Source organism: Amycolatopsis sp. NBC_00438, assembly GCF_036026695.1.
In the GTDB taxonomy this organism is placed as follows: domain Bacteria; phylum Actinomycetota; class Actinomycetes; order Mycobacteriales; family Pseudonocardiaceae; genus Amycolatopsis.
Genome location: NZ_CP107923.1, coordinates 6,483,068 through 6,500,471, shown reverse-complemented (window position 1 = coordinate 6,500,471; position 17,404 = coordinate 6,483,068). Strand labels below are relative to the sequence as shown.

General features: G+C 72.1%; 12 protein-coding genes. 8 read left to right on the top strand and 4 right to left on the bottom strand.

What is annotated here, in order from left to right:
- Nucleotides 1–22: 22 nt before the first annotated feature.
- From OG494_RS29060 to OG494_RS29050, 3 genes are all read right to left on the bottom strand, one after another.
- The gene (locus OG494_RS29060) at nt 23–1,258 is read right to left on the bottom strand and encodes a glucuronyl hydrolase (protein WP_328444039.1); all 1,236 of its coding nucleotides are present in this window, start codon (nt 1,256–1,258) and stop codon (nt 23–25) included.
- A 324-nt stretch (nt 1,259–1,582) separates the two neighbouring features.
- Nucleotides 1,583–2,803, bottom strand: coding sequence for a hypothetical protein (locus tag OG494_RS29055; protein ID WP_328444038.1), 1,221 nt, complete (start codon nt 2,801–2,803; stop codon nt 1,583–1,585).
- A 164-nt stretch (nt 2,804–2,967) separates the two neighbouring features.
- Complete coding sequence (locus OG494_RS29050; protein ID WP_328444036.1) at nt 2,968–5,913, bottom strand: AfsR/SARP family transcriptional regulator; 2,946 nt, start codon at nt 5,911–5,913, stop codon at nt 2,968–2,970.
- Nucleotides 5,914–6,023: 110 nt separating this feature from the next.
- Here OG494_RS29050 and OG494_RS29045 point away from each other — a divergent pair, with 110 nt between their 5' ends.
- The 3 genes from OG494_RS29045 to OG494_RS29035 are packed head-to-tail and all read left to right on the top strand — an operon-like array spanning nt 6,024 to nt 8,935.
- Complete coding sequence (locus OG494_RS29045; protein ID WP_328444034.1) at nt 6,024–6,680, top strand: hypothetical protein; 657 nt, start codon at nt 6,024–6,026, stop codon at nt 6,678–6,680.
- Nucleotides 6,681–6,712: 32 nt separating this feature from the next.
- Nucleotides 6,713–8,284: an alkaline phosphatase D family protein gene (locus OG494_RS29040; RefSeq protein WP_328444032.1), complete on the top strand. Its 1,572-nt coding sequence runs from the start codon at nt 6,713–6,715 to the stop codon at nt 8,282–8,284.
- 24 nt (nt 8,285–8,308) lie between these two features.
- The gene (locus OG494_RS29035) at nt 8,309–8,935 is read left to right on the top strand and encodes a TetR family transcriptional regulator (protein ID WP_328444030.1); all 627 of its coding nucleotides are present in this window, start codon (nt 8,309–8,311) and stop codon (nt 8,933–8,935) included.
- Between the two features lie 323 nt (nt 8,936–9,258).
- Here OG494_RS29035 and OG494_RS29030 read toward each other — a convergent pair whose 3' ends face one another.
- On the bottom strand, nt 9,259–10,530 hold the full coding sequence (locus OG494_RS29030; RefSeq protein ID WP_328444028.1) for an MGH1-like glycoside hydrolase domain-containing protein: 1,272 nt from the start codon (nt 10,528–10,530) through the stop codon (nt 9,259–9,261).
- An 85-nt stretch (nt 10,531–10,615) separates the two neighbouring features.
- On the opposite strand from OG494_RS29030, the gene OG494_RS29025 reads away from it, so the two are divergent.
- From OG494_RS29025 to OG494_RS29005, 5 genes are all read left to right on the top strand, one after another.
- Nucleotides 10,616–11,764: an ROK family transcriptional regulator gene (locus OG494_RS29025; protein WP_328444026.1), complete on the top strand. Its 1,149-nt coding sequence runs from the start codon at nt 10,616–10,618 to the stop codon at nt 11,762–11,764.
- 319 nt (nt 11,765–12,083) lie between these two features.
- Complete coding sequence (locus OG494_RS29020) at nt 12,084–14,051, top strand: S53 family peptidase (RefSeq protein ID WP_328444024.1); 1,968 nt, start codon at nt 12,084–12,086, stop codon at nt 14,049–14,051.
- Between the two features lie 241 nt (nt 14,052–14,292).
- Nucleotides 14,293–15,666 carry a purine-cytosine permease family protein gene (locus tag OG494_RS29015; protein WP_328444022.1) on the top strand — a complete coding sequence of 458 codons (1,374 nt, stop codon included), beginning with the start codon at nt 14,293–14,295 and terminating at the stop codon, nt 15,664–15,666.
- A 44-nt stretch (nt 15,667–15,710) separates the two neighbouring features.
- Entirely contained in the window at nt 15,711–16,385 is a 675-nt protein-coding gene (locus OG494_RS29010; RefSeq protein WP_328444020.1) for an SDR family NAD(P)-dependent oxidoreductase, read from the top strand.
- Entirely contained in the window at nt 16,382–17,377 is a 996-nt protein-coding gene (locus OG494_RS29005) for an S-adenosylmethionine:tRNA ribosyltransferase-isomerase (protein ID WP_328444019.1), read from the top strand. Before OG494_RS29010 ends, OG494_RS29005 begins: the two co-directional genes overlap by 4 nt.
- Nucleotides 17,378–17,404 lie beyond the last annotated feature (27 nt).

Below are 17,404 nucleotides of genomic sequence, written 5' to 3'. Positions count from 1 at the left end.
AGGTGGCGGCCTCCCCTGGGTGCTATCGGCTCGACAGGTCGACGGCGCGGTCCACCGCGGCGCGGTCGAGCACCCGCAGGATGCCTTCCAGCAGGTAGTAGTCGGCGTACGGGAGCGAGATCTCGACGCCGTCCTCGGCCGGGCGGTTGCGGGTGCAGCGCGCGACGGCCGCCTCGGCCCGCGCCGACTTCGTCGTCAGGCACGTCCGCGACGTCGCGTCGAGGATCCGCAGCGCGCTGTCCCGGTACTGCGGCCGGCGCGTCTGCTCGGCCAGGTCGAGCAGGCCGCACGCCATGATCACGCCGGCGGAAGCGTCCTTGGCGTCGTTCGGCGCCTGCGGGGCGAGGTAGTCCCACACCGGCACGTGGTCCGGGGTGAGCCGGGACAGCGCGTAGTCCGCCAGGCGCCGGGCCGTCGTCAGGAACTCCTGGTCGCCGGTGCGCCGGTAGATCGTGGTGAACCCGTAGATCCCCCACGCCTGCCCGCGCGACCAGCACGAGGTCGGGCTGTAGCCCTGCACGGTGTTCTGCCCGATCGGCGCGCCGGTGACGGGGTCGAAGTCGAACACGTGCGGCGTCGAGCCGTCCGGGCGCACGAAGGTGCGCTGCGCCGTCTTCGCGTGCGCGATCGCGATGTCGAGGTACTGCGAGTCCCCGGTCTGCTTGCTCGCGAAGGCCAGCAGGTCGAGGTTCATCATCGTGTCCATGATGACGCGGCCCGCGTCCTTCGGGTCGGTCAGCGCGCCCCAGGCGCGGATGAACTTCCCGGCCGGGTTGAAGCGCTTGATCAGCGACGCCGCGGCCTGCACCGCGCCCGCCTTCCACTTCTCGTCGCCGGTGAGCCGCCACGCGGTGACCCACGACGGGTAGAAGAGGAAACCGAGATCGTGCGTTCCGGTGTCGAACTGCCGCGGCGCGAGTTTGTCCGCGGACGCCAGCGCGAGCGTCTTGAATTGTTCGTCGCCGCTGTGCAGGTACGCCAGCCACAACTGACCGGGCCAGAATCCGCCGACCCAGTCGCCATTCTGCGAATAAGCCCATTTCTCGAACTTCGTGCCGGTCGGAAACGCGGTGACCCCGGGGGCCACGGCGCGGAGCTTGGCCACCGCGTAGTCGGCCGCCTGGCGGAGCGTCCGGGTGACGGATGCCTGGTCGACGGCAGTGGATGTGCCCGCCGACGCGGTGGTGGAGGTGCTGGCGCTCACCGCCACCGCGGCGCCGGCCGCGGTGGTCAGCAGGGTTCTCCGGGTAACGCTCACAGGTGCCCGCCATTCCGTGTGGGGAAATGCTCCAGGTGCCGGAAGTTTTACACAACGGACATGTCCTTGTACACCCGGCGGACGCTTGTTCACGGTTGTGAATTGATGTCCCGGAGAGCGGAATACGCACTGCGCGAAATGGGCGAATGCCCGACGCGAAGGCGCGTTGGGCGGGGCGGGGTCGCGACTGTGCCGGGTCCCGGGGGCCGGCCGGCGGCGGAAATGGGCGAAGGCCCGGCGGGGGATGCCGGGCCTTCGCTGTTATCGCGGGGGTGAGGGCAGTCAACCACGCGATGATCAAGGCTCACTTGAGCCGCGGGCCGCTCAGCAGAGCGGGGCCACCGGGCTGTCGGAGCCGGTCTGCAGGTAGGTGTCCGACACGTAGTGGCCGGCGCCGATGCGGTCCCAGATGTTGCTCGTGCCGAACTTGCCGGTGACCGTGTCGCCGGTGGTGTAGCACTCGATCGTCACCTTGGCGTAGTTCGCCGCGAGGCCCTTGACCGCCGCCGACGTGCCGGCGCTCGCCCGGACGTTGAGCGGGTCGCCCGCGGTGCTGACCACGCCGGTCGGGCCGGAGCCGGTCCACAGGTACGTCACGTTCACGTAGCCGTTGTCGGACATGCCGAGGCCGTCCCAGAACACGCCGTCGGCGAGGTCGATGCCCGCCGGGTTCTGGACCGTGCGGCCGGAGTCGTCCTTCTTGCCGTTGTAGCCGTCGAGGTAGGCGGCCTGCGCTTCGGGCTTGCCCTGCGGCAGGTCCTTGAACTCCGAGCGGACCGACGCCGGGTTCCAGTAGTCGTCACGCTCGTTCCACGGGCCGACCTCCCACACCGGCGCGTACTCGCACTTGCTGCCGTCGGTGCGGCAGACGCGCGCAGTGTAGTTGCCGGTTCCCTTGGGGGACACGGACTTCCCCGACGGGAACGAGACGAAGTGGTCGTGGCTGACGATCTTGTGGCCGTTGGCGGTGGTGCCGCCGACGAGACCTTCACGGGTGCCGTAGACCTTGTAGGTCAACGGCGTCGTCGCGAGCAGCGCGTTGACCTGCGGCACGGAGTCCGCGCTGAGCGTGACGTTCCGGACGGCCGGGCGGACGCCGTCGGTGGTGCTGTGCAGGCGGATCCGCACCTGCACCGAACCGACGGTCGCCCGCAGCGGCGTGCCGGCGGGTGTCCACTCCGTCCAGTCGTCCGCGCCGGTGCGGCCCCGGACGTCGACCTCGACGCTCGTGCCCTTCGGCGTGTCGGCGGTCAGTCCGGCGTTGACGCGGTTGGCCGGGCTGCCCAGCGGGTGTTCCGCGAGGAGCAGGCTGCCTTCGCTGCCCGCGAAGACCAGCGCCGTTCGGTGCCAGGCCGCGTCGGCCAGCGTGAGCGTGCCGCCCGCGCCGGTGACGTTGACGTCGTCGCCGTCCACAGTGGACAAGTCGGCGGTCCAGCCGCTCGCCACCGCGGTCGCGGCGTGGGCGGGGGCTCCGGCCAGCGCCGTCACCGCCCCCGCGGCCAGAACCGCCGCGGTCACGCGGCCGGTCTTCCTGATCCGGATCATCCCCGGTCTCCCTTCGCCCTCGTTCACTCGAACGTGGCAAAGCCTGGCGGGGGGTCATACATCTTCCGTACAAAGCGACTCGACTCCGAGCCGCGAGTGCCATGAGGGGCACCCTCAGGGACAGACAAGCCCTGAAGGTGCCCCTCATGGCATTCGCCGGGAGCTCAGGCGGAGACGATGTGCGGGGGTGCGGCCGGCGGCGCGGGCGGGGTCGCCGGGTCCTTCGGGCGCGTCGAGAGCTCGTGCCAGATCGCCAGCGCGCGCTCCGAGTACTCCCGGGACCGCTCCGGCTGCGACAACGCCCGGTGCAGCTCGCCGAGCAGCTGGGACACCTCGGCCTCCGACCGCCGGTCGCCGTTGCGGCGGTGCACCGACAGGGAGTTCACCAGCAACAGCTGCGCGTGCGCGAAGTCGCCGCTGTGCAGGCACAGCTCGCCGAGGTTCTGATTCGCGTAGCCGACGCAGTGGTCGTCACCGAGTTCGGTGAAGAGCGCGATCGCCTGGTCGACGTGCTCGCGGGCGGCCGCCAGGTTGCCCTGGTGCTGGTAGAGCAGGCCGAGCCGCTTGAACGCGTGGGCCTCGCGGTGCCGGTCGCCGATCGCGGCCGACAGCTCGAGCGCGTCGGTGAACCAGCGCTTCGCCGCCGCGTAGCAGCCGCGCGACATCCAGACCGCGCCGGCGCCGATGCGCGCGACGGCTTCCCCGTGCGGGTCGTCCGCCTCGGCGAACAGCTTCAGGGCTTCGTGACAGTGGTCGAGCGCGCGGTCGTCTTCGCCCTCGATGCGCAGGATCGTGGCCAGCCCGGTCAGCGCGATGCCGACGCCCTGGGCGTCGCCGACCTGCTCGAACAGCGCCTTCGACTCGTCGAACGCCACCCGGGACTGGGCGTATTCGTCCTGGTAGAGCAGGTACTGGCCGAGGTTGCGCTGCACGATCGCCTCGGCGCGCAGCGAGCCGGTCCGCCGGGCCGACGCGAGCGCGAGGATGTGCGTGCTGTGCCAGTCGTCCTGGTGACCGCGCAGGTCGAAGTACGGCGTCAGCGCGGACGCCAGCTGCCAGGCCAGGTCGTCGAAGCCGTGCTCGGCGGCCAGCGAGACCGCCGCGACACTGGTGTGCCGCTCGGCCGCGAACCACGCCGCGGTCTCGTCCGGCAGCACGTCGGCGGGCAGCTGCGGCCGGGGCAGCTCGTCGTCGCAGTACATACCGAAGAAGTGGAGCGGCATCCGCCGCGCCGCTTCGAGCGCGAGCGCGAGGTAACCCTCCAGTACCCGCCGAAGGCCGGCACGCGTCTTCGCGGCGTCGCTCTGCTCCGCGAGCTCCACGGCGTACACCCGCAGCAGATCGTGCAGCCGGTAGCGCGGCTGCCCGGCGGAATCGGAGCCGACGAGCTCGACGAGGTGGCCGTCGACCAGGACGTCGAGCACGTCGTCGGCCTCACGGCGGCCCAGCACCGCGGCGACCGTCCACGCCGGGAACTGCACCGGCCCGAGCAGCCCGAGCCCGCGGAACGCCGTCGCCGCCGACATCGGCAGCAGGTCGTAGGACAGGGTCACGCTCGCGCGGACGGCGAGGTCGCCGACGCGCAGCTCGTCGAGGCGCCGGCGCTCGTCGCGCAGCCGGTCGGCCAGCAGCCGCAGCGTCCAGCCCGGCCGGTGGGTGAGCTTCGCGCCGGCCACCCGGATCGCCAGCGGCAGGTGCCCGCACTGGCGCAGGATCGCCGCGGCGCTCTCCGGTTCGGCGGCCACGCGCTCGGCGCCGACGATGCCTTCCAGCAGCCGCGCGCCCTCGGCCTCGGGCAGCAGGTCGACGTCGACCGGCTTCGCCCCGGCGAGCCCGGGCAGCCGGAGCCGGCTGGTCACCAGCACCGCGCACGCCCCGGCGCCGGGCAGCAGCGGCCGCACCTGGGCGGCGCTGCCGGCGTCGTCGAGGACCACGCACATCCGCCGCCCGGCCAGCCGCGAGCGCAGCAGCGCGGCCCGTTCGGCCAGCTCGCGCGGCAGCCCGGCGTCCGGGATGCCCAGCGCGTGCAGCAGCTCGGCGAGCACCCCCATCGGCGCGCGCGGCGACGACGACGTCCCGGCCAGGTCGACGTGCAGCTGCCCGTCGGGGAAGTCTTCGCGGGCCGCGTGCGCTACGCGGATGGCGACCGCGGACTTGCCGACGCCGGGGGCGCCCGACAGCACGATCACCGCGGGCGCGCCCGAGCCGGCCCGTTCCCGCATCAGCGCGACGACTTCGCGGAGGACGTCGTCGCGGCCGGTGAAGTCCGGCAGGTCGAGGGGGAGCTGGCAGACCGGGGCGACGTCGGCGGGGCGGGTGGCCGGCACGCTCTCCGGCACCACCAGCGTCGCGCGCAGCTCCCGCAGCCGGGCGCCGGGTTCGGCGCCGAGCTCTTCGCGCAGCACCCGCCGGGCCGATTCGTACGCCTCGACCGCGTCGGCGGTCCGGCCCGCGGCCCGCAGCGCGACGATCAGCTGCCCCCACAGCTCTTCTCGCAGCGGGTGTTCGGTGACCAGGCCGCGCAGCTCGGCGACGGCCTCGCCGGTGCGGCCCAAGTCGATCCGCGCGCGCAACCGCTGCTCCTGCACCGAAAGCCGCAGTTCGGCGAGCCGGGCGACGGTCGCGCCCCAGCTGTGGTCGTGGGGGAGTCCTTCGAGGACTTCGCCGCGCCACCGGGCGTCGGCCCGGTCGAGCAGCTCGAGAGCGCTCTCCGCGTCGCCGCGATCGAGCATTTCCCGCGCTTCACCCGCCGACGCGGTGAAGGAGAGGTGATCCAGTTCGTCCGGTGACGCCGTCAGCAGGTAGCCGGAGGCCCGGCTGCTGATCCGTTCGCCGAGTTCGGGGTCGATCTCGGCGAACCGCCTTCGCAGCGAATGGACGTACGTCCGGATGTTCGCCGCGGCCGACCGCGGCGCCGAATCCGGCCACAGCACTTCCACCAGCACGTCCGTCGACACGACGACGTTCGGCTGCAGCGCCAGGGCGGCCAGCAGCAGCCGGGGCTTCGGCCCGCCGAGGGCGATCACCCGCCCGCCGGCGGTGACCTCCAGCGGGCCGAGGACGCGGATGGTAAGCGAGGTGGTCTCAACCTGCCCGATGAGTTCCCCCATGCCCGGATGTTATTTCCCCACCACCGTGCCCGATAGATCCATTCGGAGTGTCTGTCCGCAGGTCGGGCGCTTTGTATGGGACGTGTACCGGAGTGCGTCACGCTCCCGCCATGAAGCGTTTGAACCTCCGGCGTATCGCCGGCTTAGGGATCATTCTCACGGCGGTGGGCACGCTCTCGGTGGGCGGCGCGCTCGAGGCGTCCGCCGCGGCGACCGGCACCATCAAGACCGCGGGCGACCCGCTGAACGTCCGCCGGGCGCCCACCACGAGCGCCACGGCCGTCAAGACCGTCGCGAACGGCGCGTCGGTCAGCATCGACTGCCAGACCGTCGGCACCTCCGTGACCGGCACCTTCGGCACGAGCACGTTGTGGGACTACGTGCCCGCGCTCGGCGGCTACGTCTCCGACACCTACGTCAACACCGGCTCCGACACCCGGATCGCGCCCGACTGCGGCGTCGGCACGGGCAGCGGCCAGTGCGCCGACGCCTGCGCCGGCGAGGGCCAGTACCGCTCGTCCGACTCGCACTTCCTGGTCTACGACACCGATGCCGACGGCTACTCCGCGGTCGTCGCCTACTGGCTCAAGGGCGGCGCCGGCCCGTTCTACGTCTGGAACTCCGGCGGCGAGGGCACGAAGGTCGACAAGGCCGTGACCGTCGCGAAGGGCGGCTGGGTCTTCTACAAGGTCTGCGTCGCCAACTACACCACCGGCAAGCCGGACCTGAAGTCCTGCAGCGACGGCATCACCGACTTCGCGGCCTGACCGCTTCTCCCCTCCCCGAAAGGACTTCCGACATGAGTCAGGTCAACCGGCGCCGGGTGCTCCTCGGCGGGCTCGCCGCGGTCACCGCCACCGCCGCCTCGGCGGCCCTGCCGTCCTGGGCGAACGCCCGCACCACCGCGGCCGCCCCCGCCATTCACGATCCCTTCCAGCTCGGCGTCGCCTCCGGCGATCCGCTGCCCGACAGCGTGGTGCTGTGGACGAGACTCGCGCCCGCGCCGCTCAACGCGGACGGCTTCGGCGGCATGCCCGACGCGACGTACGCGGTCGACTGGGAGATCGCGAACGACGCGGCGTTCTCCTCCGTCGTGCAGAGCGGCTCGGTGAGCGCGGTCCGCGCGGCCGCGCACAGCGTCCACATCGAACCCGTGGGCCTGCAGCCCGCGCGGGAATACTTCTACCGCTTCAAGACTTCCGGCTACATCTCCCCGGTCGGCCGCACGCGCACCGCGCCCGCCGCCGGTGCCGCGGTCAACCAGCTCAAGTACTGCTTCACCTCCTGCCAGCACTGGGAGGAGGGCTACTACCACGCGTACAAGGGCGTCGTGGCCGACGACCCGGACCTGGTGCTGTTCCTCGGCGACTACATCTACGAGAAGAAGTCGGGCCGCGCCGCGGCGGACCGCAACCCGCGCAGCCTCGCCGTCGCCGACGACGCGACCACGCTCGCGATCTACCGCGCCAGGCACGGCCAGCACAAGACCGACGCCGACCTGCAGGCCGCGCACGCCATCGCGCCGTGGATCGTCGTCTTCGACGACCACGAGGTGATGAACAACTGGAACGGCACCACCTCGCCCGCGCCCGCCGCGCGCAAGGCCGCCGGGTTCCAGGCGTTCTACGAGCACACCCCGATCCGCTCGACCGCGAAGCCGAACGGCTCGTCGATCCAGCTGTACCGGCAGCTGCTCTGGGGCAACCTGGCCCGGTTCCACATGCTCGACACCCGCCAGTTCCGCAACGCCCAGGTCGCCGACCCGTCCGGCTCGGGCGGCCCCTCCTGCACCGACATGCGCAGCACGTCGCGCAGCATCCTGGGCAGCACCGAGGAAGCGTGGCTGCTCAAGCAGTTCGAATCGCACCCGGCCACCTGGGACTTCCTCGGCCAGCAGGTCTTCTTCGCCACGCGCGACGGCGACGGCAACAAGGCCACCTGCGAGAGCCCCGACTCCTGGCAGGGCTACGAGGCCTCGCGCGACCGGATCGCCAAGGGCTGGGTCGACCGGAAGGTGGCCAACCCGATCGTGCTGACCGGCGACGTCCACCGGCACTGGGCCGCCGACCTGCGCCTCGACTACTTCGACCACAGCGACCCGCTCATCGGCTCGGAGCTGGTCACGACGTCGGTCACGAGCAACAGCGACACCGCGACCCCGCCGACCGCGGCCTGGCTGGCCAACAACCCGCACGTCAAGTACTGCAAGGGCGAGCGCGGCTACGTCCGCGTCACGGCCACGCCGTCGCAGACGCGGGCGGACTTCATGACGACGTCCGACACCAGCGTCTACGACCCGGCGAAGGTGGTCATCAAGAACGACGCCAGCTACGTAGTGCAAGCAGGGACGCCTGGCCTGCAGAAGGTCTGACACCCGGGCGCTACGCTGAGTGACGTGACCGATGAACTGGGCCTGCGGGAGCGCAAGAAGCTCCGCACGCGGGCGGCGATCTCGACGGCGGCGATCACGCTCTTCCTGGAGCGCGGGTTCGACGCCGTCGGGGTCGCCGAGGTGGCGCGGGTGGCCGAGGTGTCCAAGCGGACCCTCTTCGCCTACTTCCCGAGCAAGGAGGACCTGGTGCTGCACCGGTTCGCCGACCACGAGACGGACGCGGCGGACGTCGTCCGCGCGCGGCGGCCGGGACAGGGACCCCTGGCGGCGCTGCGGGAGGCGTTCCTGCGCGGCCTCGCCGAGCGCGAGCCGGTGACCGGCCTGTGCGACGCGCCCGAGGTCGTCGCGGTGTTCCGGTTGGTCACCGGAACACCGGCGCTGGTGGCGCGGCTGACGGAGTTCACCTCCGCGGGGGAGGCGGCGCTGGCCCTCGCGTTGAAGGAGGCGGAAGTGCCGGCACCGGACGCCGAACTGGCGGCGGCGCAGATCGCGGCGGTCCGCCGGCTGCTGGCGACGGCGAACATGGACGCCGTCGCGGCCGGAATCCCTGCTGTGCGGCGCCATCCGGACGCGGTCGCCGCCGCCGATCGGGCGTTCCTGCTGCTGTCGTCCGGCGTAGGTTTCCCCTGATGCCCGATTCACGGTGTGGACCATGAAAAATGCACGGTTGCCGCGGGCCCCGCGAAGGTAGACTGCGGAAATCCTGACAGGACACCGGAGTCGGCAGGATCTTCGGTGTCCGGCCCGGTCCGCCGCCACGGAAACCGGAGCTCCGCCGCACGGACAACGGGGGACCCGCACCCGGCTGGGGGTGGTGCGGGTCCCTCGGACTCCACGCGGAAAACGCTTTCTCGCGACGGCCGTCCAGCGGTCCCGGCTTTCCCGTGACCGGGCTCCGGGCAACGCTTAAGCGGCGGCCGGCCCATCCGCCCCCGACGCGGCTGGGCCGGCCGTCAGCCGGGGGTGGACACCAGGTCCACGGTGAGCGCCGCGGTCCAGCCGAACGACCGGGCGCCGTGACCGGTGCCGGTGAACGGGTCCGCGTACTCGGCGAAACCCGTGCGGGTGGCCGTGGCGACGAGGTCGTCCCGCAGCCACGACGCCAGCGCGTGCTCGCCGTGGTGCAGCAGTCCTTGCCGGACCAGCCAGCCGACGTTGAACCATGACGGGCCGCGCCAGTAGCGGCCCGGGTCGAAGTCGGCCGCGGTCAGGTCGTAACTCGGCACGCCGTGCACCTGGCCGAGCCGGAAGCGCGGGCCGGTGGCGGTGGCCAGCAGCGCGGGCGCGACGGCGAGGTCCGGCAGCACGAGCGGCAGCAGCCCGGCGCAGGTGTACTCGCGGGTGCGCTCGCCGGTGCGGACGTCGCGGGCGAAGAAGAAGCCGGACGCGCTGTCCCACAACGTTTCCTGCAGTGCTTTGGCGACGCGGGCCGCGCTCTCGCGGTGGGTGGCTGCGGCCGCGGGCAGGCCGAGCACCTCGGCGATCTCGGCCAGCGCGAGCTCGGCGTCGGCCAGCAGCGCGTTGAGGCCCGGGTCTTCGACGGTGAAGCCGCCGTCGACGTCGGCCCAGCGCGCGTCGAGGTAGCCGGTGTCGCGGTAGGCCGACGCGAGCCGGACGTAGCGGCCGTAGTCGTCGTCGCTCGGGCGGTCGGCGGCGTGGCCGTGCTGCAGGTCGCGGCGGACGAACCCGGCCGGGTCGGCCGGCGTGACGCGCGAAAGGGGCCCGTCCCAGGCCGGGCTGTTGTCCATCCCGGATTCCCACGGGTGCACGATCGAGGCGAGCCCGCGCCCGCCGGCGTCGCGGTAGGTCCGCAGGTAGCCGTGCCAGGCCTTGAGCTTCGGGTAGAGCGTCGCGAGGAACGTCTCGGCGCCGGAACCGGCGGGGTCGGCGCGGTGCACGGCCAGCACGGCGCGCGCGTGGACCGGCGGCTGGATCAGCCCGGACGTCCGCCCGGCGCGCCAGAAGGCGGGGCCGGGGAAGTACGCCTCGGGCGGGGTGTCCGGGTTGAAGAGGATGTGCGGGACGCGGCCGTCGCGCCACTGCGCGGAGAACAGCGTCACCAGCTCGCGCCGGGCGCGCTCGGGCGCCAGGTGGCGCAGGCCGAAGGCGATGAAGGCGGAGTCCCAGCTCCACTGGTGCGGGTAGAGCCCGCGGGACGGCACGGTGGACGAGCCGATCCAGTTGTCGGCGAGGACAGCCTCAGCGGACCCCCATGTTACGTCCATGTGTCCAATCTATCTCCTACTTATGTCTTGTCAATGGACAAAAGTACGTCCTGGGATGATGTGAGCCACTGCGAAGGGGGCCCGGATGACCACGCCGACCAGCGCCGGTGAGCTGCTGAGACTGGTCCGGACCGGTCAGGCGACCACCCGGAAGGCCCTGCTCACGCGCAGCGGGCTGTCCCGCTCGACGCTGACCGCGCGGCTGGACCTGCTCCAGTCGGCGGGCCTGCTGGCCGAGGGCGGCCAGGAGGACTCCACCGGCGGCCGCCCGGCGCGGCAGCTGCGGTTCGACGACCGGCACGCCGTCGTCCTCGCCGCGAGCGTCGACACGATGCACGCCGAGGTCGCGCTCACCGACCTCTCCGGACGCCGGCTCGCCCGCCGCGAGGGCCCGGTGCGCGTCGCCGACGGGCCGGAACCCGTCCTCGGCCGGATCGCGGAGTGGTTCGAGGAGCTGCTCGCCGACGTCGACCTGCCGGTCTGCGGCGTGGGGATCTCCGTGCCGGGGCCGGTCGAGCCGGGTCAGGCGCGCGTCACGCAGCCGCCGATCATGCCGGGCTGGGACCGCTACCCGATCGACGAGTACCTGGGCGGGCGCTTCGGCGCGCCGGTGCTGGTCGACAACGACGCGAACCTGATGGCCCTGGGGGAGCACCGCGCGCGGCACCCGGACTCGGCCGCCCTGGTGGTCGTCAAGGTGTCCACCGGCATCGGCGCCGGCCTGGTGATCGGCGGCGAGGTCTACCGGGGCATCGACGGCGGGGCCGGCGACATCGGCCACATCCGGCTGCCGGGCTTCCCCGAGGCCCGCTGCATGTGCGGCTCGCTGGGCTGCCTCGCGGCGGTCGCCAGCGGGGGCGCCCTGGCCGCGCGGCTGACCGAGCAGGGCCTGCCGACGTCGTCGGGCTCGGGCGTGCGCGACCGCATCCTGGCCAGCGAACCGGCGGCGGTCCGGCTGGCCGGATCCGCCGGCCGTCAGGTGGGCGAGGTGCTCGCGACGCTGGTGTCGGTGGTCAACCCGGGTGTCCTGGTGATCGCCGGCGACCTGGCCGAGCCGCATTTCGTGGCGGGCGTGCGCGAGGTGCTGTACCGGCGGGCGTTGCCGCGCGCTACGCAGAGTCTGCAGGTCGAGATCGGTGGCACGGGGCTCGCGCTGGGTGGCGCGGTGGCGATGGTGGTGGAATCGGTGTTCTCCCCGGTGGAAGTGGATCGCCGGCTGGCGTCGCGGGTCTGAAGCGGGGAGCCGGTGACGGTTCGAATGCCGTCACGGTTCGACTGTCCGGAGTGGACGGAGCGACCGACTTTCGTAGGTGGCGGGCGCCCTTCCCGCGTGGTCCGCGATACCGCCGAGAATCGGACTTACCGCGCATCGGGGATCAATCCTCGCGTATTTCGTGAGACAAAACGGATTTCCGTACCACGGTCCGGGTCCCGTGAATTCGCGCCGAAATAACGGTTCCGCAAGTACTTCCCCGGAGACGGAACCCCGATCTAGTCTCGTCCGGAGTTCTAGGTCCTTTACCTGGGGGCCGAATCAGAAGAGGGAGATTTCTGTGCGAAGAAGCTCCACCCTGCTCCTTTCGCTCGCGGTGGTGGGTGGTCTCACCGCGGCCCTGCCGGCGGCGGCGTCGGCGCAGGGGCGTCAGGACATTCCGCAGTCGCACCCGTTGTGGGCGAACGCGCAGGCCAAGGTCGCCGACACGGCGCCCGCGGCGAAGCTGAGCTTCCGCGTTTACCTGAACCAGCGCGACAACGCCGGGGCCGAGGCACTGGCCCAGGCCGTGTCCGACCCGGACAGCAAGACCTACCGCCAGTTCCTGAGCACCGACCAGGTGCGGGACCGCTTCGCCGCCAGCGACGCGACGGTCAACGCCGTCAAGGCGTGGCTGACCGGCAGCGGCTTCAGCATCGGCGACATCCCGTCGAACCGCGCCTACGTCGAGGCCACCGGCACCGCCGACCAGACGCAGAACGCCTTCGCCGTGAAGCTGGGCAAGTACAACGTCAAGGGCCAGACCCTTCGCGCCGCCGACAAGAACCTGTCGGTGCCCGCGAACCTGGCGAACGACGTGCTCGGCGTCGTCGGCGTGGACCAGGCGACCAACCTGTTCAAGCCGGACCACACGGACGGCATCGACTCCGGCAAGGCGGCCAAGTCGGTCCAGCCCTCGGACGTCGCGCCCGGCCCCGGCTTCCGCAACGCGCCGCCGTGCAGCTCCTACTACGGCGAGAAGGTCGACACCACCGACCCCGCCTACAACGGCAAGCAGCTGCCCTACGCGCCCTGCGGTTACACCCCGGGCCAGCTCCGCTCGGCCTACGGTGTTGACCAGGCCGCGAAGTTCGGCGCGGACGGCCGCGGCACCACGATCGCCATCGTGGACGCCTTCGCTTCGCCGACGATCTACGCCGACGCGAGCACCTACGCGAAGAAGAACGACCCGCAGCACCCGCTGAAGCAGAGCCAGTTCTCGCAGCACATCTTCCCGGCGAACCCGGTTCTCGAGCCGCCGGACCAGTGTGACGCGGCGGGCTGGTACGGCGAGGAGACCCTCGACGTCGAGGCCGCCCACGGTCTCGCGCCGGGTGCGAACATCCTCTACGTCGGCGGCGAGTCGTGCGAGGACAACGCCCTCGACGAGGCGCTGAACTACGTGATCGCCGGCCACAAGGCCGACATCGTGTCGAACTCCTACGGCGACACCGGCGAGGACATCCCGGCCGACGAGGTCAAGGTCTTCAACCAGATCTCGCTGCAGGCGGTCCTCGAGGGCATCGGCGTGTACTTCTCCTCGGGCGACAACGGTGACGAGGTGGCGCGCCTCGGCACGCCGTCGCCGGACTTCTCCGCCTCCGCGCCGTGGATCACCGCGGTCGGTGGCACGTCCATCGCGATCGGCAAGAACGGCCAGAAGATCTTCGAGACCGGCTGGGAGACCAGCAAGTCCTCGCTGACCAACGGCGTCTACGGGCCGGCCGCGTACACCTCCGGTTCCGGTGGTGGCACGAGCCGCCTGTTCGCGCAGCCCTTCTACCAGAAGGGCGTCGTGCCGGACGCGCTGTCCACGAAGAACCAGACGGCCGGGCACAAGGGCCGCGTGGTTCCGGACATCTCCGCGATCGGCGACCCGAACACCGGCTTCCTGGTCGGCCAGACGCAGACCTTCCCGGAGGGTGCGCACTACGACCAGTACCGGATCGGCGGCACGAGCCTCGCGTCGCCGGTGTTCGCCGGCATCATGGCGGTGGCCGACAGCTTCGACCACTTCCACCACGGCTTCATCAACCCCGTGATCTACAAGCTGACCTCGCGCACCAAGGCGATCAGCGACGTGCAGCACGTGGACAACGCCGCGGTGGCCCGGGTCGACTACGCCAACTCGGTCGACGCGTCGGGCGGCCTGCTCCGCTCCGCCCGCACGCTGGACTACCAGGGTCTGACGATCCACACCGCCAAGGGCTACGACGACGTGACCGGACTCGGCGCGCCCAGCGGGCTGCTGTTCCTGCTGCTCGTCTAGCAGTTTCCAACGAGGTCCGTGAAGGCCTCCTTACCGGCTCTTATGGCCGGTAAGGAGGCCTTCACGGCGTTTCGGGAACCCCGGCGCATCGCGTGCTGGCGCCGCTGGTGCGGGCTTCCGCGTGTGATTCGCCGTGTTGCACCGCGCGGCCGTGTCCCGCGGTGTGGCGGCGCGCACTTGCGGCGGGCAACCGGCTGCTCGCGCCCTAGGGTGAGCCCGATCAGCCGAGTGGAGGCAGGACATGAGCGGACGCGGTCTCGACGCCGAGGTCTACGGCGGGCGGATGCCCACCGGGGGATCGGACCTGGCGATCGAAACCCACGGCATCACGCCGGTCCCGGAGGACAACCGGTTCGGGCGGCCGTGGCGGTTGTTCAGCGTGTGGTTCGCGCCGAACCTGACGATGACGGCGGTCTTCACCGGCACCCTCGCGGCGTCGCTCGGCCTGGGGTTCTGGACGGGCCTGGTCGCGATGCTCGCCGGCACCGTGCTCGGCTCGCTGCCGGTGGCCTACCTCTCCACCTGGGGCCCGCGCACCGGCACCGGCCAGCTCCCGCTCGCGCGGCTGCCGTTCGGCGGCGGTGTGGTGCTGCCCGGCCTGGTGCAGTGGCTCGGCTCGATCGCCTGGGACGCGCTGGTCGGGCTCTTCGGCGGCGAAGCGCTGGCCGAACTGACCGGGCTGCCGTTCTGGGCCGCGGTGCTGATCGTGCTGGTGCTGCAGTGCGCGCTCGGCGTTTTCGGGTACGCGCTGATCCACCGCGTGCAGGCGGTGATGAGCGTGCTGCTGGTGCTCGCGTTCGCCGCGCTCGCCGTGAAGGTCCTTTCCGGACACCCGGTCGCGACGGCCGACACGGCGACCGGCGGCGACCACACCGGCGCCGTCGTGCTGTTCTCGACGATCGCGTTGTCGCTGGCGATCTCCTGGGCGCCGTACGCTTCCGACTTCAGCCGCTACCTGCCCGCGGACACGTCGTCGTGCGGCGTCTTCTGGTTCACGCTCCTCGGCCTGACGGCGTCGTACGCGATCGGCGAAGGCCTCGGGCTCGCGCTCGGGACGTCACTCGGCGACCAGACGGCGACCGGCGTCGCGACGCTGCTCGGCGGTGGGTTCCTGGGTTCGCTGGCGCTCGCGGTGATCGCGCTCGCGGCCGTGTCGTCCAACGCGATGAACGACTACAGCGGCTCGCTCGCGCTGCAGACCGTCGGCGTCCGGCTGCGGCGGCCGGTGTCGGCGGTGGTCGTCACGGTGCTCGCGTTCGCGCTGATCCTCTGGATGCACAGCGGCGAGCTGGCGTCGAAGTTCCAGAACGTGCTGCTGTTCGTCAGCTACTGGATCCCGCCGTTCCTCGGGGTCGTGCTCCCGGACTGGCTGCGGCGCACCCGCGGCGGCCGGCGCGTGGACGCCCGGGCCGCGACGACCACGCGTCCCTGGGCCGCGGTCGTGGCGTTCGTCGCGGGCTTCGGCGCGGCTGTGCCGTTCATGAACACGTCGCTCTACACCGGCCCGGTCGCCGCGGCGCTGCACGGCGCCGATCTCGCCTACTACGTCGGGTTCGTCGTTTCGCTGGCAGCTTATTTCCTGCTGCGTGGCCGCCGCCCGGTTGACCTCGACTAATGTAGAGGTTCAACGATGGTGTGGTACCCCTGCAAGGAGGAACCATGCCAGTCGCTCTGATCACCGGCGCCTCGGCGGGGCTGGGGAAGGCCCTCGCCGCGGCGCTCGTGCGTCGCAAGTGGACGGTCGTCGGCGACGGCCGGGACGCGGCCGCGCTGACGGCAGCCGCCCGGGAAGCCGGGTTCACGCCCGTCCCCGGTGACGTCACCGACCCGGCCCACCGCGCCGAACTCGCCGCCGCCGTCGGGCCCGCGCTCGACCTGCTCGTCAACAACGCCAGCTCGCTCGGCGTCAGCCCGCTGCCGCCCTTGGGGCGTTATCCCCTGGCGGAGCTGGAAAACGTCTACCGCGTGAACGTCTTCGCGCCGCTCGCGCTCATCCAGCTCCTGTTGCCCGCCCTGACGAAAACCGGCGGCACGCTCGTCGACGTCAGCTCGGACGCCGCCGTCGAAGCCTACGAAGGCTGGGGTGGGTACGGCTCCGCGAAGGCCGCGCTCGACCAGCTCACCGCCGTGCTCGGCGCGGAACACCCGGACCTGGCCGTCTACGTGGTCGACCCCGGCGACCTGCGCACCGCGATGCACCAGCTCGCCTTTCCCGGCGAGGACATCTCGGACCGGCCGCTGCCCGAGACGGCGGTCCCGGCGTTCCTGCGGCTGCTCGACGAACGCCCGGCCGGCGGCCGCTACCGCGCCGCCGACCTGCTGGTGCCCGCATGAGCGTCCGGTTCGACCTGCCCGGCGAATTGTCGGCGTCGGCGCCCCCGGAAGCTCGCGGCCTGGCCCGCGACGAGGTCCGCCTGCTCGTCGCGGACCCGGCCGGGGTGCACCACACGGTCTTCGGCGCGCTGGGTGAGCACCTGCGGGCCGGGGACCTGCTGGTCGTCAACACGTCCGGCACCCTGCCCGCGGCGATCGACGCGCGCCGCGGCCGGCAGCAGGTCGTCGTCCACTTCTCGACCGGGCTGGACGACGGCGCGTGGGTGGTCGAGCTGCGCGCGCCCGGCGGCCCGCTGCTCGACGGCCGGCCGGGGGAGCGGCTGGCGCTGCCCGGGGGCGCGTCGCTGACGCTGCTGGCCGAGCACGTGCCGGGTCAGGCGCGGCTGTGGCGGGCTTCGGTGTCCGTCCCGGTGCCCGGGTTGCTGGCCGCGAGCGGACGCCCGATCCGCTACGGCTACGTCCCGCGCGCGTGGCCGTTGAGCGACTACCAGACGGTGTTCGCCCGCGAGCCGGGCAGCGCGGAGATGCCGTCGGCGGCCCGGCCGTTCACCGACGCGCTGGTCACGCGGCTGGTGACCGACGGCGTGCTGTTCGCGCCGCTGCTGCTGCACACCGGCGTCTCGTCGCTGGAGCCGGGCGAGCCACCCCAGGCCGAGCGCTTCCGGGTGCCCGCGACGACCGCCGCGCTGGTTTCGTGGGTCCGCGCCCGCGGCGGCCGGGTGGTCGCGGTGGGCACCACGGCGGCCCGCGCGCTCGAATCGGCGGCCGAAGGCGCGTCCGAAGGCTGGACGGACCTGGTCCTGGGCCCGGACCGCCCGGCCCGGGTCGTGGACGGCATCGTCACCGGCCTGCACGCGCCGGACGCGTCCCACCTGCTGCTCCTGGAGGCGGTGGCCGGCCCGGAGCTGGTCCAGCGCGCCTACGACGCGGCGGTGGAGCGCCGCTACCTGTGGCACGAGTTCGGCGACGTCTCCCTGCTCCTGCGCCGCTGAAAAGCCGTGAAGGCCTCCTTACCGGCC

Coding starts and splice junctions, on each gene's coding strand:
- OG494_RS29055 (WP_328444038.1), bottom strand. CDS start 2,803: ATGATCCGGATCAGGAAGACCGGCCGCGTGACCGCGGCGGTTCTGGCC.
- OG494_RS29050 (WP_328444036.1), bottom strand. CDS start 5,913: ATGGGGGAACTCATCGGGCAGGTTGAGACCACCTCGCTTACCATCCGC.
- OG494_RS29045 (WP_328444034.1), top strand. CDS start 6,024: ATGAAGCGTTTGAACCTCCGGCGTATCGCCGGCTTAGGGATCATTCTC.
- OG494_RS29040 (WP_328444032.1), top strand. CDS start 6,713: ATGAGTCAGGTCAACCGGCGCCGGGTGCTCCTCGGCGGGCTCGCCGCG.
- OG494_RS29030 (WP_328444028.1), bottom strand. CDS start 10,530: ATGGACGTAACATGGGGGTCCGCTGAGGCTGTCCTCGCCGACAACTGG.
- OG494_RS29025 (WP_328444026.1), top strand. CDS start 10,616: ATGACCACGCCGACCAGCGCCGGTGAGCTGCTGAGACTGGTCCGGACC.
- OG494_RS29015 (WP_328444022.1), top strand. CDS start 14,293: ATGAGCGGACGCGGTCTCGACGCCGAGGTCTACGGCGGGCGGATGCCC.
- OG494_RS29010 (WP_328444020.1), top strand. CDS start 15,711: ATGCCAGTCGCTCTGATCACCGGCGCCTCGGCGGGGCTGGGGAAGGCC.
- OG494_RS29005 (WP_328444019.1), top strand. CDS start 16,382: ATGAGCGTCCGGTTCGACCTGCCCGGCGAATTGTCGGCGTCGGCGCCC.